This is a genomic window from Sphingomonas sp. IC-56 (assembly GCF_021043375.1).
GTDB lineage: Bacteria > Pseudomonadota > Alphaproteobacteria > Sphingomonadales > Sphingomonadaceae > Sphingomonas.
The window spans coordinates 252,214-266,985 of the sequence record NZ_JAJNDV010000005.1 but is presented as its reverse complement, the minus strand read 5'-3'; the positions used below and the strand labels follow the sequence as shown (position 1 = coordinate 266,985).

The 14,772-nt window shown below is 66.5% G+C and carries 14 protein-coding genes; 8 read left to right on the top strand and 6 right to left on the bottom strand.

All coding sequences use genetic code 11. The features are described from left to right. The first annotated feature begins 125 nt into the window (after positions 1–125). The 8 genes from LQ953_RS09435 (at position 126) to LQ953_RS09400 (ending at position 9,875) form a co-directional block, all read left to right on the top strand. Positions 126–1,160, top strand: coding sequence for a flagellar motor switch protein FliG (locus tag LQ953_RS09435; protein WP_231030476.1), 1,035 nt, complete (start codon positions 126–128; stop codon positions 1,158–1,160). Positions 1,161–1,172: 12 nt separating this feature from the next. After that, on the top strand, positions 1,173–1,844 hold the full coding sequence (locus LQ953_RS09430; RefSeq protein WP_231030475.1) for a FliH/SctL family protein: 672 nt from the start codon (positions 1,173–1,175) through the stop codon (positions 1,842–1,844). A 255-nt stretch (positions 1,845–2,099) separates the two neighbouring features. Next, positions 2,100–3,674: a flagellar basal-body MS-ring/collar protein FliF gene (fliF, locus tag LQ953_RS09425; RefSeq protein WP_231030474.1), complete on the top strand. Its 1,575-nt coding sequence runs from the start codon at positions 2,100–2,102 to the stop codon at positions 3,672–3,674. Between the two features lie 10 nt (positions 3,675–3,684). Then, positions 3,685–4,035, top strand: coding sequence for a flagellar motor switch protein FliN (gene fliN, locus LQ953_RS09420; protein ID WP_231030473.1), 351 nt, complete (start codon positions 3,685–3,687; stop codon positions 4,033–4,035). Continuing rightward, positions 4,035–5,366 carry a sigma-54-dependent transcriptional regulator gene (locus LQ953_RS09415; protein WP_231030472.1) on the top strand — a complete coding sequence of 444 codons (1,332 nt, stop codon included), beginning with the start codon at positions 4,035–4,037 and terminating at the stop codon, positions 5,364–5,366. The genes fliN and LQ953_RS09415 overlap by 1 nt, the downstream gene beginning before the upstream one ends. A gap of 58 nt (positions 5,367–5,424) precedes the next feature. After that, on the top strand, positions 5,425–7,512 hold the full coding sequence (gene flhA, locus LQ953_RS09410) for a flagellar biosynthesis protein FlhA (RefSeq protein ID WP_231030471.1): 2,088 nt from the start codon (positions 5,425–5,427) through the stop codon (positions 7,510–7,512). Between the two features lie 56 nt (positions 7,513–7,568). Beyond that, positions 7,569–9,209: a flagellar hook-length control protein FliK gene (locus tag LQ953_RS09405; RefSeq protein WP_231030470.1), complete on the top strand. Its 1,641-nt coding sequence runs from the start codon at positions 7,569–7,571 to the stop codon at positions 9,207–9,209. Positions 9,210–9,218: 9 nt separating this feature from the next. Then, positions 9,219–9,875, top strand: coding sequence for a flagellar hook assembly protein FlgD (locus LQ953_RS09400; protein ID WP_231030469.1), 657 nt, complete (start codon positions 9,219–9,221; stop codon positions 9,873–9,875). 389 nt (positions 9,876–10,264) lie between these two features. On the opposite strand, the gene LQ953_RS09395 is transcribed toward LQ953_RS09400, so the two are convergent. From LQ953_RS09395 to LQ953_RS09370, 6 genes are all read right to left on the bottom strand, one after another. Next, positions 10,265–10,666, bottom strand: coding sequence for a hypothetical protein (locus LQ953_RS09395; RefSeq protein ID WP_231030468.1), 402 nt, complete (start codon positions 10,664–10,666; stop codon positions 10,265–10,267). A 142-nt stretch (positions 10,667–10,808) separates the two neighbouring features. After that, complete coding sequence (locus tag LQ953_RS09390) at positions 10,809–11,627, bottom strand: flagellin (RefSeq protein ID WP_231030467.1); 819 nt, start codon at positions 11,625–11,627, stop codon at positions 10,809–10,811. A gap of 295 nt (positions 11,628–11,922) precedes the next feature. After that, the gene (gene flgH, locus LQ953_RS09385; protein ID WP_231030466.1) at positions 11,923–12,684 is read right to left on the bottom strand and encodes a flagellar basal body L-ring protein FlgH; all 762 of its coding nucleotides are present in this window, start codon (positions 12,682–12,684) and stop codon (positions 11,923–11,925) included. A gap of 11 nt (positions 12,685–12,695) precedes the next feature. After that, positions 12,696–13,121 carry a flagellar basal body P-ring formation chaperone FlgA gene (flgA, locus tag LQ953_RS09380; RefSeq protein ID WP_231030465.1) on the bottom strand — a complete coding sequence of 142 codons (426 nt, stop codon included), beginning with the start codon at positions 13,119–13,121 and terminating at the stop codon, positions 12,696–12,698. After that, on the bottom strand, positions 13,121–13,903 hold the full coding sequence (flgG, locus tag LQ953_RS09375) for a flagellar basal-body rod protein FlgG (protein WP_231030464.1): 783 nt from the start codon (positions 13,901–13,903) through the stop codon (positions 13,121–13,123). Before flgG ends, flgA begins: the two co-directional genes overlap by 1 nt. A 28-nt stretch (positions 13,904–13,931) precedes the next feature. Then, positions 13,932–14,669 carry a flagellar hook-basal body complex protein gene (locus LQ953_RS09370; RefSeq protein WP_231030463.1) on the bottom strand — a complete coding sequence of 246 codons (738 nt, stop codon included), beginning with the start codon at positions 14,667–14,669 and terminating at the stop codon, positions 13,932–13,934. Positions 14,670–14,772: the final 103 nt, after the last annotated feature.

Sequence of the window (14,772 nt, the reverse complement as noted above, 5' to 3'; positions counted from 1 at the left end):
ACCAGACTTCCCGATAAATTAACCGTCATCGCGACCGCACCTCACCATCACCCTCCTATAATAGAGGGACGCGTGGCTCGCCGTGTGCGGCTACGACCATTAAATTTCCGTGAGGGTCCCTGAGAATGAGCCTGATGGCGCCGATTGCCGAACCGCCCGAACTCAAGCGCTTCAGCGGCCCCCAGCGCGCGGCTGCGCTGATGCTTGCCCTTGGCAAGGAACATGGCGCCCCCATCTGGGAGCAGCTGTCGACCGAGGAAATCAAGGAGCTTTCCTCCAACATTGCCGGCCTTGGCCGCGTGCCGTCGACGGTGGTCGAGCACCTGCTGATCCAGTTCACCGGCGAAGTCGCGTCGATGGCCTCGATGCACGGCAGCTACGAGACAACCGAACGCCTGCTCGGCGGCATCCTGCCCAACGACAAGGTCCGCGAGATCATGGAGGACATTCGTGGTCCTTCGGGCCGCACCATGTGGGACAAGCTGTCCAACGTCAGCGAAAGCGTCCTCGCAGGCGCCCTCAAGCACGAATATCCCCAGACCGTCGCCGTCATCCTCTCCAAGCTGCGCCCGGACCATGCCGCGCGCGTGCTGGCTGAACTGCCGCGCGAATTCTCCGTCGACGTCATCATGCGCATGCTGCGCATGGAGACCGTCCAGAAGGATGTGATCAACCAGGTCGAACAGACGCTCAAGAGCGAGTTCATGACCAACCTGTCGCGTTCGCAAAAGCGCGATCCGCACGAGGCGATGGCCGAGCTGTTCAACTCGCTCGACCGCTCGACCGAGGAAGCGATGCTCACTGCGCTGGACAACAAGGCGCCCGAAAGCGCCGAGCGTATCCGCGCACTGATGTTCACCTTCGAGGATCTGGGTGGCCTGCTGCCGACCGCGGTCTCGGTGATCGTGCGCAACGCCGACAAGCGCGAAATGGCGCTGGCTCTGAAGGGCGCGCCGGAAAATCTCAAGCAGCTGTTCTTCGGCGCGATGACCGAGCGTGCGGCCAAGCTGATGCGCGAGGACATGACCGCGATGGGTCCGGTCCGCGCCCGCGACTGCGAGGAAGCCCAGTCCGCCCTCGTCCGCCTGGCCAAGAGCCTGGCCGACCGGGGCGAGATCCTGCTGGTCGATCCCAAGTCCGACGACGCGATGATCATCTAAGGAACGGCGCCCATGACCTTCCAGAATGTCGAGCGCTTCGCCTTCGACCGCATCTTCTCGATCGGCGCCGACGACGGCAAGTCCACGCCCGCGCCCGACCTCAATCTGGAGGTCACCGCGCTCAAGGCCGAGATCGCGCTGATGAAGGCCGATCACGAGGCGCAGATCGCGCTGGCCCGCGCCGAAGGGTTTGAGGCCGGGCTGCAACAGGCCCGCGCGGAACGCGACGTTGCACTGCTCAGCGCGGTCGACGCGCTCCAGGCCGGCATCGAGGCACTCGACGAGCGCTTCGCCGAAGTGTCCGAACGCGTGACCGGCGAAGCCGCCGAGATCGCGCTGGCGGCCGCCGACATGATCGCCGGCCGCGCGCTGGAGGCGGCACCCGCCGACACCATCGACCAGGCGATCGGCCGCGTGCTGGGCACCGTTGCGCGTGGCACCGAACTCGAAATCCGCGTCCACCCCGATCTGATCGAAACCGTGGAAGCCAAGATCGCCGACCGCCAGTCCAAAGACCGTCGCCGCTTGGCGATTACGGTGATCGGCGACGTCACACTCTCGCCCGGCGACGCGATGATCGGCTGGGACCAAGGCGGCCTCTCGCTCGACGCCGGCGCACGCCGGCAGGCCATCCAATCCGAACTCGCCGCCCTGCTTCCCAGCGCAGCAGACGCGATCAACTGATCGCCCGCAAGGACACGAAAAGGGCCACCGCCACGCGCCTAAGCGCTTGGCTGAGTGGCCCTTTTCGTGCCCGGCGCAAATGTGAAGAACGCCCTACGTATCTTCACTAGGCAAAAAATTCCCACCCGGCACAATCTGCCGCCCGCCACCCTCCTATAAGTTAGTCGAGGGGCATTTCCGCCCCACGGTCCACTTGGCGGGGCGGTTTTGGAAGCGATCAAGAAACTAGTCGGGCAGATTGGCCCGCAGCGGCTGATGATCATGGGAGGCGTCGCGCTCGCGCTGCTCGCCGCCCTGACCTTCATGGCCACCCGCGGCTCGGCTCCGCAGCTCGGCTATCTCTACACCGACCTCGATCCATCGGCGGCGGCGACCATCACCGAGAAGCTCAAGGCACAGAACGTGGAATACACGCTCTCCGCCGACGGCACCTCCATCATGGCGCCGCAGGACAAGCTGGCTGAGCTGCGCATGAGCATGGCCGGCGAGAAGCTGGGCGGCAAGATCGGCTATGAGGTCCTCGACGAGGAACAGCCCTTCGGCGTTTCCGCCAGCCGCGCCAAGATGAACGAGACCCGCGCCGTCGAAGGCGAGCTCGCCAAGTCGATCCAGACCATTCAGGATGTCAGCGCCGCGCGCGTGCACATCGTCATGCCTGAGCGTGCGATGTTCGCGAACGAAAGCCGCAAGGCGACCGCTGCGGTGACGGTGAAGACCAAGGGCCACCTCTCGTCCGAGAGCGTCGCCTCGATCCGCTACCTCGTCTCCTCTTCGGTCCCCGAGCTTTCGCCGGAGGCCGTGTCGGTGGTCGACCAGACCGGCGCCCTGCTCGCCCGCGCCGGCGACGCAAGCACCGCTGGTGCCGGCGACGCCGACGAGCGCCAGGCCGCCGTCGAGACCAAGCTGCGCCAGGAAGTGGAATCGCTGCTCGAACCGATCGTCGGCCAGGGCAAGGTCCGCGCCGAAGTGTCGGCTCAGATCGACCGTGACCAGACCCGCGAAGAATCGAACGTGTTCGATCCCGACAAGCAGGTGATCTCGCGCCAGGTCACTGTCGAAACCGGCGACCAGAACCAGGAGAACGACGCGGCTCCCGGGCTCGCCACGGTCGGCGCCCAGCTGCCCGAGGCGCAGGGCCAGGCCAACAATGGTCCCGGCTCGTCCAAGCAGTCGCGCTCGAACCAGAATTCCGAAGACACCACCTACGACAACAGCTCGACCAAGACGGTCACGCTGCGCACCCCCGGCAAGGTCACGCGCCTCACGGTCGCCGTGATGGTCGATGGCGGCGAAAAGGGCCTGCCCCAGCCGCAGATGCAGCGTCTCCAGCGTCTGGTCGAGAACGCGGTCGGCATGGACGCAGAGCGCGGCGACAGCGTGGTGGTCGAAAGCATGCGCTTCACCGGCGACGACAGCCTGGCCGACAAGGACACCGGCTTCTTCGCCAACCTGCCGATGGACAAGATCTGGACCCTGCTGCAGATCATCGTGATCGGCGCGGTTGGCCTGATGGCGATCCGCATGCTCAAGCCCAAGGCCGTTGCTCAGCCCGAGCTGCCTGCGCTTGCCGGCGCTGCCGATGGCGGTCAGCTGTCCGCCCAGTCGCCCGAGATGCTGGCTTTGGCCGAACGTGCCGCCGATGGCGACGCCGACGCCATGAAGCAGCTCGAAGCGCTCGGCAGCGAGCAGCAGCCGCTCCTCGATCAGGAAATCGCCCTCGCCCAGGTGGACGGGCGGATCAAACTCTCCGCGCTCAAGCGCATCGGCGAAGCCATCACTGCAAGCCCGCCCGAGGCGGCTTCCGTGATCCGCCAGTGGATGAATGCATAAGGACATGGCCATGAACATCGAACCCCACGACATCATCCCCAGCGATGCTTCGGACTCGGCCGGTCCCGTGTTCGAGGATTTCGCCGGCAACCACGCCGAGAACCCCGCAGCGCAGGGCGTCGAAGCCTTGGAAGCGGTCCACGACGTCCCGGTAAAGGTCCAGGCCGTGCTCGGCCGCGCCCGCATGCCCGTTGGTGAGCTGCTCCAGCTCGGCTCGGGCACCGTGGTCGAACTCGACCGCCGCGTCGGTGAGCCCGTCGACATCTTCGTCAACGATCGCCTGATCGCCCGCGGCGAAGTCGTGCTGATCGACAACGCGCTTGGCGTGACCCTCACCGAAATCGTGCGGCAGGACCGTTGATGCCCACCATCCGCATGTTGTTGGTTGGCGTACCCGGCAGCGAGTTCCGCCTTGCCGCAGAACTCGCGCGCGGCTCGGGCGCTGACGTGACCATGGCCGACACGGCCGACCAGGCGCTGGAGCTTCTCCGTGCCGAGGGCGCCGACCTGGTCATGATCGATGTCGAAACCGACGTGCCCGGCTTCATGGCCCGCCTGCGCGCCGAGCGTTTCCCGGTGCCGGTCCTGGCCTGCGGGATCGAAGCGCCGGCCGAGCGTGCCGTCGCCGCGATCCGCGCCGGCGCCCGCGACTATGTTCCCCTGCCCCCGCAGCGTGACCTGATCGCCGCCGCCATCGCCTCGGTGGTGGAGCGCAAGCCCACCAGCAGCATCGGCGACCATCCCGCCGTCGCCCGCGCCATGGCACTCGCCAGCGCGGTCGCCCCGACCGGCGCTCCCGTGCTGGTCACCGGCGAAAAGGGCAGCGGCAAGGAAACCATGGCGCGCGCCATCCACGAGGCCTCGGGTCGCGGCGATCCGCTGCTGGTCGCCGAGTGCGCCGGCGTCGCCGCCGAAGTGCTGGAATCCGATCTGTTCGGCCACGAAGCCGGCGCCTTCCCCGCTGCCGCCGCGCGCCGCATCGGCCGCCTGGAGCAGGCCGGCACCGGCAGCATCATCCTGCGCGAAGTGGGCGCACTCGCCCCCACCACCCAGGCCCGCCTGCTCGCCGCGATGATCGAAGGCCGCTTCACCCGTGTCGGCGGCACCGAGCCGGTGCCCTTTCGCGCCCGCCTGATCGCCACCACCAGCATGGACCTGGAAGGCGCAGTCGAGGGCGGCAGCTTCCGCGCCGACCTGCTGGTTCGCTTGGGGCTGGTCCGCGTCGCGGTACCGTCGCTGCGCGAACGCGGTGACGACGTGATCCAGCTCGCCAAGCACCTTGCCGAACGGCTCGCCCACAATGACGGCGTGCTCGTCCGCCCGTTCAGCGCCGCTGCCCTCGCGCTGCTCGCCAGCTACCCCTGGCCCGGCAACATTCGCGAGCTCGAGGATTGCGTCCACCGCGCCGTTCTGCTCGCCGCGGGCCCCGAGATCGACGCAGGCGACTTCGTCCTTTCCGACGGCAGCCGCCTGATCGACCTCGAGCAGAGCGAGCAAAGCCGCTTCCAGATCGAAAGCCTGGTCGGCCGCACCGTCGAAGAGGTCGAGCGCGAGCTCATCCTCCACACGCTGGAGCGCTGCCAGGGCAACCGCACCTCGGCTTCGAACATCCTTGGCATCTCGGTGCGCACCATGCGCAACAAGCTGCGGACGTTCATCGAAGCCGGCATCGCCGTCTCGCCTGCGATCTGATCCAGAACCTTCATCCTCCTTCTCCGCGCCGGAGAAGGTTTAAGGACCAAAGAAGCTGATGCCTCCCGCGATCAACACCCTCTTCCAGCGCATGGGCCTGAACCGCGATCTGGCGCTCGCCGGCGCGGTCGTGGCGATCATCGCCATGCTGATCCTGCCGATCCCGGGCTGGCTGCTGGACATGGGCCTGGCGCTTTCGATCACCGTGTCGGTCATGATCCTCATGACTTCGCTGTTCATCGAAAAGCCGCTGGAGCTGTCGGCCTTTCCGACGATCCTGCTGGTCGCGACGATGCTGCGCCTCGGCCTCAATCTCGCCTCCACCCGCCTGATCCTGACTCACGGTCACGAAGGTCCCGATGCCGCCGGCGGCGTGATCGGCGCGTTCGGCGAGTTCCTGATGGGCGGCGACGTCATAATCGGCCTCACCATCTTCATCATCCTGATCGTCATCAACTTCGTGGTGATCACCAAGGGCGCGGGCCGCATCGCCGAAGTCGCCGCGCGCTTCAGCCTCGACTCCATGCCCGGCAAGCAGATGGCGATTGACGCCGATCTCTCCGCCGGCATGATCGACGAAGCCCAGGCCAAGGAGCGCCGCGCCGAAGTGGAGGCCGAAAGCGGCTTCTACGGCGCGATGGACGGTGCGTCGAAGTTCGTGAAGGGCGACGCGGTCGCCGGCCTGCTCATCACCGCCGTCAACATCGTCGTCGGCCTGATCGTCGGCGTCACTTCGCACGGCGTGCCGATCGGCGAAGCCTTCCACACCTACACCGTGCTCACCGCCGGCGACGGTCTGGTCAGCCAGATCCCGGCGCTCATCATCTCGATCGCCGCCGGCCTGCTCGTGTCCAAGGGCGGCATCGCCGGCAAGACGGGCGCAGCGCTGGGCGACCAGCTCGGCCGCTATCCCAAGGCGTTCGGTATGGTCTCGTTCCTCATGGGCGCACTCGCGCTCATGCCGGGCCTGCCCTTCATCCCCTTCGCCGCCTTTTCCGCGGCCGCCGGCTTCGCCGCCTGGAAGATGAGCAAGAACGCCGAGACCAAGCAGGTCATGGAGCGCGTCGCCGCCGCCCAGGAACAGGCCGCCGCCGCCAACGCCATTGTCGAGCAGCCCATTTCGGAAACGCTGGCGATCGACGCCGTCCGCATCGAGATCGGCTACGCCCTGCTGCCGATGATCAACGAAGCCGAGCGTGAGCCGCGCCTCGACGATCAGGTGCGCGCGCTGCGACGCCAGATGGCCACCGACTTCGGCTTCGTGCTACCCTCGGTCCGCATCATCGACAATATGGGCCTTCAGCCCAACGAATATGTCATCACCATCAAGGAGACGGAGGCCGCGCGCGGCAATATCCGCCTCGACAAACTGCTGCTGATCAATCCCGGTGGCGGTCCGGTCGGCCTGCCGGGCGAAGCGACCCGCGAGCCGGTGTTCGGCCTGCCTGCACTCTGGATCGACCGCGAACTGCGCGACGAAGCCGGCTTCCGCGGCCTCACTGTGGTCGAATGCGGCACGATCATCACCACCCACCTGACCGAGCTGGTCAAGGACAACATCGCCGACCTGCTCTCGTACACCGAGACGCAGAAGCTGCTGACCGAAGTCCACAAGGACTCCGAGAAGCTCGTCGCCGACATCATCCCGTCCAAGGTGTCGATCTCCAGCGTCCAGCGCATCCTCCAGAACCTGCTGTCTGAAGGCATCTCGATTCGCGACGTACCCACGATCCTAGAGGGGATCGCCGAGGCCGCGCCGCTGACCAACAATCTCACCTCGATGACCGAGCATGTCCGCTCGCGCCTCGCCCGCCAGATCAGCGCCAGCCAGGTACGCGGCGACGCGATCCCCGTGGTAACCCTGTCGCCCGAATGGGACCAGGCCTTTGCGGAATCGATCCTGGGCACCGGCGACGAGCGTCAGCTCGCCATGGCGCCCTCCATGCTCCAGAAGTTCATCGCCTCGACCCGCGAGACCTATGACCGGCTGGCGCAGGATGGCGAGATCCCCTGCCTGCTCACCAGCCCGTCGATCCGCCCGTTCGTCCGTTCGATCATCGAACGGGTGCGCCCGGCAACGGTGGTGATGTCGCAGAACGAGATCCACGCCCGCGCTCGAATTCGCGCGCTCGGCACCATCGGCTAACTTCTCTCCTATAATGACTGATGCGGCTCCTTGAGGGCCGGGCAAGAGGCGCCTGAATGCAAGTCAACGCTTTCGGTTTTCCCCTGGGAGCCAACATCGCCGGCGGCAACGCCGCCGCGGGTGCACCGGCGCTCGGGTTTCTTCAGGCGCTCGGCGTCGCGGGCGCCGGACAGCCCACGCCGGTGGGCGGCCCCGCCGTGCTGCCGGTAACGAGCCTTGCCGATGCAGGCCCTACCATGGCGCTGACCGTGGGTGCTGCTCCGGGCCAGGGCTTCGGCGGCGCCGCGCTGCTGCCTGCCGCTACGCCGGTTGGGAACGCGAACGCGGCCACGCCGCTCCTGCCGCAGGGCAACGACGCGCTGGCGACCCTGACGACCCTTCCCGCTACCGCGGCAATGTCCGCGACTGCGGGCGATGCGTCGAACGTCGGCGTTCTTCCCGCTGCGCAGCCTTCGGCGCCGGAAAAGCCGATCCTCGCCACGCTGCAGACGACCACCTCGCTCTCGGGCCTGCTCGCCACCGCGGTGCGCCCGGCGACCGAGGCGCCGGCGGCCCCCGCGGCCGTTCCCGCCGAGTTGGCGCAGCCTGCCATGGCGCAGCCCGAAAAGGCCCAGCCGCTCGGCAAGCCCGCCAAGCTGGCCCAGGCCGACGCCCCACTCTCGCCGCAACCCGTGCAGATGCCGCTGATCGAAGGCAATCCGTCGGTCCCGCAGCAGCCCCAGGCTGCCGTCGCCGCCCACGTGCCGGCGAAGGATGCCGCCCCGGCCAAGGGCGGCAAGCCGGCTAAGCCCGCTGCGCCCGAAGCCGACGCACCCGCACCCGCACCTACGGATGCGGCGGCTCAGCCGATCCTGACCGCCGTGCCCATCGCCGCCCAGCCGGTGCCGCCACAAGCCGCGGCACAGCAGGCGCCGGCCGACGCGCAGCCCCAGCTTGCCGCTCGTCAGCCGCGCGCCACCGCCGGCGTCCAGGCCAACCCCGCCGAAACCCCCACGCGCGCCGTCCGCAAGACCGGTGCCGAACCGGCGCAACAGGGCGATTCCGCGCAGACCGCGTCGAAGGACGTGGCCGGCAGCGATTTCGCTCGCGCGGTGCAGGCCACCGGGGGCGACAATGCCGCCACGTCGCAGGACGGCGGCCAACCGCGCGATCCGCAGGTGAAGCTAGAAGGCGCCGTCGCCTCGGTGTCGCAGCCCAGCCACACCGCATCGGCGGCCGGCACTGCCGCTGCAACGCCCGCCGCGCCGCTGCCGCAGGAACCCGTCGTCGCCACCCGCCCCGGCCAATTCGGCCACGCCATGGGCGTGGAGATCGCCCGGAAAGTCGAAGCCGGCGAGGAAACCCTGCGCGTCCGCCTCAACCCCGACAACCTTGGCCGCGTTGAAGTGACGCTCGCCTTTGAGGACGGCAATCTCAAGGCAACCGTGCGCGCGGAAAGCCAGCGCGCGCTCGACCTGCTGCGCCAGGACATGCCCGACCTTGCCCGTACCCTCGACCAGGCCGGCGTCCGCACCGACGCGCAGAGCTTCCGCTTCGAAGCGCGCGCCGACACCGGCGGCGGCCAGCAACAGGGCAACGGCCAGCAGCAGCAGCGCGGGCAGAACCCGCAGCAGCAGCACGCCCAAGCCGACGATCTCGAACCCATCCCTGCCTATCGCGCGATCCGCGCCGACGGGCAGGTCGACCTTCTCGCCTGAGGACCAGCCATGACGACCGTGAACACCAACGCCGCCGCCATCACCGATGCCAAGACCCAGGCCGCGTCGAGCAAGCTCAGCGCCGACTATGACATGTTCCTCAAGCTGCTGACCGCGCAGATGCAGAACCAGGATCCGCTCGATCCGATGGACACCGCGCAATACACTCAGCAGCTGGTGCAATATTCGCAGGTCGAACAGTCGATCGAGCAGACCTCGACGCTCAAGACCATGCTTGCCACCATGGGCACGCAGAACCTGACTCAGGCCTCGTCGCTGATCGGCCGCGCGGTCGAGACGGACAGCGCCACCGCCGGCCTGGCGAGCGGCTCGCCCGCCCAGTGGGTATGGGATGCGCCGCGCAACGTCACCAGCATGACCGCGACGATCAAGGATGCGACGGGCAAGGTGGTCGACACGCGTGAGGTCAAGGCCGGAGCCGCCAGCGGCGCCTTTGAATGGGACGGCAAGACCAGCGCCGGCAAGGAACTGGCGGGCGGCAACTATACCGTTTCGTTCGAGGGCGTTGACGCAGGCGGCAACAAGCTCGCCGTGACGCCCCACGCCGTCGGCAAGGTCAGCGACGTGCAGCTCCAGGGCAATGACGTGCTGGTCACGATCAACGGCATGCAGATCGCCTCGGGCCGCCTCGTCCGCATCGGCTGACCCAAGCTCCCAGGAACCGGCTTACAGGCGCCGGCGGCATGCTCAGGCAAGCCGCCGGCGCTTCGCGTTTTGGGGCCGCTGCCAATGTGTAGGGGCAAACCCGTAGCGGTGATCTGCTGAGCCCCTGGCGCAGTCGCCCAGTGCCGCCGCTGCTATAATGAAAGAAGAGAAGCGAGCGGACGTTTTCATCCCCTCTACGGATCGCTCGCTTCTCCGATTTTCCGTGTTTTCCCTGGACACGGTTGTAAAGCGTACGGCAGGCCGGTTGATCTCAACCGGCCTGCTTTCGTTTGCGCGCTGCAGGTGGATCCCAGCCCTTCAGCCACGAAAAAGGGCCGCGCAGTTTCCTGCCGGCCCCATGTCGCGTTGTGTAATCTGTCAAACGGGCGTCAGTGCACTCGCGCCTCCGCCCTGCGGCCCAGCTCGCGGGCATGCGCCGCCACCAGGCACAATTCGGCGTACAGGCGGTCCCAGAAGGGCGCAGGAATGTCGAGCGGCGCTTCGCCGCCCTGGCGCAGCCCTAGCGACGCAGCCGGCTGCAGCGCTAGCTCGAAGCGCGTGCCGAACATGCCGTCCACCCGCTCCTCGGGCAGCGGATGCGGCACGGCGAGCCTTGCCGACATGATATAGCCCGACAGGACGTCCACGCCATACCCGTCCAGCAGCACGCGCGGCCGGCCCGTGACGTCGGGACGCTCGAGCACGATCAGCGCCCCGGTGGGGTGCTCCTCGACGCTCACCATCAAGCGGCTGCCAAAGGCATCGGTGATTTCACGAATTCGCGGGAACAAGCACAACTCTCCTGTGTCCCTTCCATTATAGAAGGATAAACCATTCGAAGGCCGGCCACGCGCGACAAAAAAAGAAGGCCGGGATGTTTCCATCCCGGCCTCCATTTCGTCAGGGCCGAAGCTCCAGGGTTTAAGCCTGGCCTTAACGGAACAGCGAGGTGATCGTCTGCGGCGCCTGGTTGGCGATCGACAGAGCCTGCACACCCAGCTGCTGCTTGACCTGCAGAGCCTGCAGCTTGGCAGATTCCTTGGCCAGGTCGGCGTCGACCAGGTTGCCGATGCCGCCCTCGATGGCGTCCGACAGCTTGCTCACGAAGCTCGACTGACCGTCGATCTTGCGCGAAGCCGAACCCAGCACGCTCAGCTTGGTGTTGACCACCTTCTGCTGCGCGTCGATGTTGTTGACCATCGTCTTCGCGGTCGCTGCGTCCGTGAACGTAGTGCCGAGAGCGGTGACAACAGCACCGAAGTCCTGGTTTGCAACCGTCAGGGGCGAAGATGCCGTGTCAGTCGACTGCAGCGCGCTGACGCTGCCGCCGCTGGCCTTCAGCAGGTTGGTTCCGTTGAACTCGGAGGAGTCGATGATCGTGTTGATCTGCTCCTTGAGTGCATCGAAATCCTTGCCAATTGCGGTGCGGCTGTCGCTGTCGAGGCCCGCGTCGGAAGCTTCCGTCGCCTTTGCCTTCATCTGGTTCATCAGGTCCGAGATCTGCTCGGCACCGGCGACTGCGACGTCAGTCGTGCTCTTCGCACGGCTGAGCGACGAAGAAACCGCCTTCAGGCCGCCCACGTCACCGCGGAGCGTCTGGGCGATCGTGTACGATGCCGAGTCGTCCTTGGTCGAAGCAACGCTCAGGCCGGTGTTGATGCGGCTCTGAACCTGCGAGAGGCCCTTGTTGGTCTCGGTGAGGCTCTGAAGAGCCGCCATCGCGCCGGTGTTGGTGTTTACCGAAAAGCCCATGATAATTTCCTTCTAGGATAAGAACCGCTTCTGCGGTCCGGGCCGGAAGCGCCGGCCCTCGACTTGATGCGTCTGCATCTTGCCCTTCCATCATGGGAAGAAATTCGTGACCAACCAAATAATCTTTGAAATTTAGGTGGTTACCAGAAAGTAAACGCCACCCGTGCCCCTGCTTTCTACTTGTTTGGACAAGGATTTTTGCGGCTTCGGCTCGGCAAAAAAGAGCACCCCGCCAAACGAAAAAGCCCGCCCGGGTCTCCCCGGACGGGCCTTTCCTCAGCCAACGGCCGAAAAATTAGAACGGAAACAGCGCGTCGTAGATCTGCTGGCCCCAGCGCGCCTGCTGCGCGTCGGTAAGCTGGCCCTTGCCGCCATAGATCACGCGTGCCTCGGCGATCTGGCTGTGCTGGATCGAATTGTCGCGGGCGATGTCCTCGGGCCGGATGATGCCGGTGACGATCAGCTCGCGCATTTCGAAGTTCACCCGCACTTCCTGGCGGCCCTTGATCATCAGGTTGCCGTTGGGCAGCACCTGGGTGACGATCGCGGCCATGGTCATGTTGATCGTCTCGGACCGTGCGGTCGACCCGCCCCCGGCGTACTTCGACCCCGAGTTCGTCTCGAACACCTTGCCCGCGTCAGCGCCCAGCACGTCCGCCACCGGCTTGATGCCCAGCAGGTTGCCCAGGCCGCCATTTTCCGAACCGCCGCGCGTGCGCGACGTCGTGTTGCCCAGGTCGGCCTTGTCCTGAATGTTGATCTTGATCTTCAGGATGTCGCCCTGCTCGCGCGCGCGCTGGTCGCGGAAGAACGCGCCGGCACCCGTGCGGAACAGCGAGGCGGAGGCCGCCTGCTGCTGCGGAGCGCCCTGCCCGCCGGCCACGCCGGGGCGACGCGCGCGGTCTGCGGGTGCCGACAGCGACGCTTCCAGCTCGGGCGTGTCGATCGGCGACATTTCCGACAGCTTGGGCGCCTTGCCTACCTGCTTCAAACGTCCGGCGGCACCGCAGCCCGACAGCGTGGCGCCCAGCGCCACGACGAGGATCATCTTACGCATCTGCAAACTCCTTAGGGTGCGGCGATCCGGACGATGCCGGATCCATCCACGGTGCCGTCGAGCGTACGGCTTGTGCTGTTGGTCACCACGCGGACCAGGTCGCCCTTGGCGCCCCCGCTCAGCGCACGGCCCGCTGCGGTAATGACCAGCGGCCCGCTGGTCAGCTTGATCGTCACCGGCTCGCCGCGGCGAACCAGCTGCGGCGTCATCACGTCGGTGCGGCGCACGATCGTGCCGGGCGCCAGGTTGCGGGTGGCTTCCATGCCGGCCGCATCCTCGATGCCCAGCGCCCCGCGTGCGGCGGCGGTGGTGCGATCCTCCATGGTGAAGTCGCCCGCCTCCAGCCGGTCGCCCTTGGACACGGCATGCCCAAGCACCGCGACCTGCACATTCTCGGGCGGTCCGCCCAGAAGCGCCAGTGCCAGCAGGAAGCTCATCAGCGCAGCTGGCTGGTGGTGGCCAGCATCTCGTCAGCGGTCTTCACCACGCGGCTGTTCATTTCATAAGCGCGCTGCGCGGTGATCAGGTTGGTGATCTCCGCCACCGGATTGACGTTGGAGGCTTCGACGAAACCCTGCTGCAACGTGCCGAGACCCGGCTCGCCCGGCGCCGCTACGGTCGGATTGCCCGATGCCGCGGTCTCCAGGAACAGATTGCCGCCCTTTGCTTCCAGCCCGCCTTCGTTCATGAAGGTGGCGAGCTCCAGCTGGCCCAGCTGCTGCGGCTGCGCGTCGCCGGCAACCACGGCCTGCACCAGGCCCGACTTGGAAATGGTCACGTCGACCACATTCTGCGGCACGGTGATGCCCGGCAGCACGCGGAAGCCGTCATTGGTCACCAGTTCGCCCTGGTCCGACACGCCGAACGATCCGTCGCGGGTGTAGGCGGTGGTGCCGTCGGGCAACTCAACCTGGAAATAGCCATGACCCTGGATTGCCAGGTCATAGCGGTTGTCGGTCTGGTGGATCGCGCCCTGCTCGTTGATGCGATAGACCGCGGCGGTCTTCACACCCGAACCGATCTGGATGCCGGTGGGCACGTTGGTGGTGGTCGACGATGCCGAACCCGGGCGCACGACCTGCTCATAGAGAAGGTCCTGGAACTCCGCGCGCTGGCGCTTGAAGCCCGTGGTGTTCATGTTGGCGATGTTGTTCGAGATCACGTCGACATTGGTCTGCTGTGCAAGCATGCCGGTGCCGGCGATGGAAAGCGTACGCATGGTTCTGTTTCCTTCGAATGAGTGCGCGTCAGCCGACGCGGCTAAGCTTGTCGATCGCCGCCTTGCGCATGTCGGCCATGCTGTCGGTCAGGCTCTTGCTGGTCTGGTAGGCACGCAGGATCTCGACCATGTCGGTCGTTTCCTGGATCGCATTGACGTTGGACGCCTCGATGCCGCCGCCGCGGATGCGGGTTTCGGCCGAAGGCAGTTCGCGGCCGCCCTGCCCGCTCAACAGCCCGTCGCCGCGCGGGTCGAGCTGGGCTTCGTCGAACGAGGTGACGGCCAGGCGCCCCAGCGGGCCGGTGCGCCCGTTGATCGTGCCGTCCAGGCCGATGGAGATGTTGGCGGCTTCTTCTGGCGGAATGGTGATCGGCTTGCCGCCCTCGCCCAGCACCTTGTTGCCGCTTGAGGTCGCAAGCTCGCCGGTCGGCAGCATCTTGAGCAGGCCCGCACGCGTATACGCGGTGGTGCCATCGGGCGCCTGCACGCTCAGATAGCCCTTGCCCTCGATCATCACGTCCAGCGCGTTGCCGGTCGGCTGGAACGTGCCCTGCGTGGCATCGTGCACGGCGCCATAATCCAGCACGAACGACGTCTTGTTCGCCGGTTTCACGACGCTGTCGGTCTTCTCGACATATTCACGGAACACCGGCTGCTCACGCTTGAATCCGGCCGTATTCATGTTCGCGAGGTTGTTCGCGGCAACATCCATACGGCGGCGGAGCGCCTGTTCCTGGCTCAGCAATACATAAGAGGAGATGTCCACCGGACCGTCCTTCACTTTTTTGTCGCTAGGCAGAAATTGCCGGGTGACGCCTCTATAATAGGAAGAAATCGGCCAGCGCGGTCGGCGGAACGCAGATTTTCTA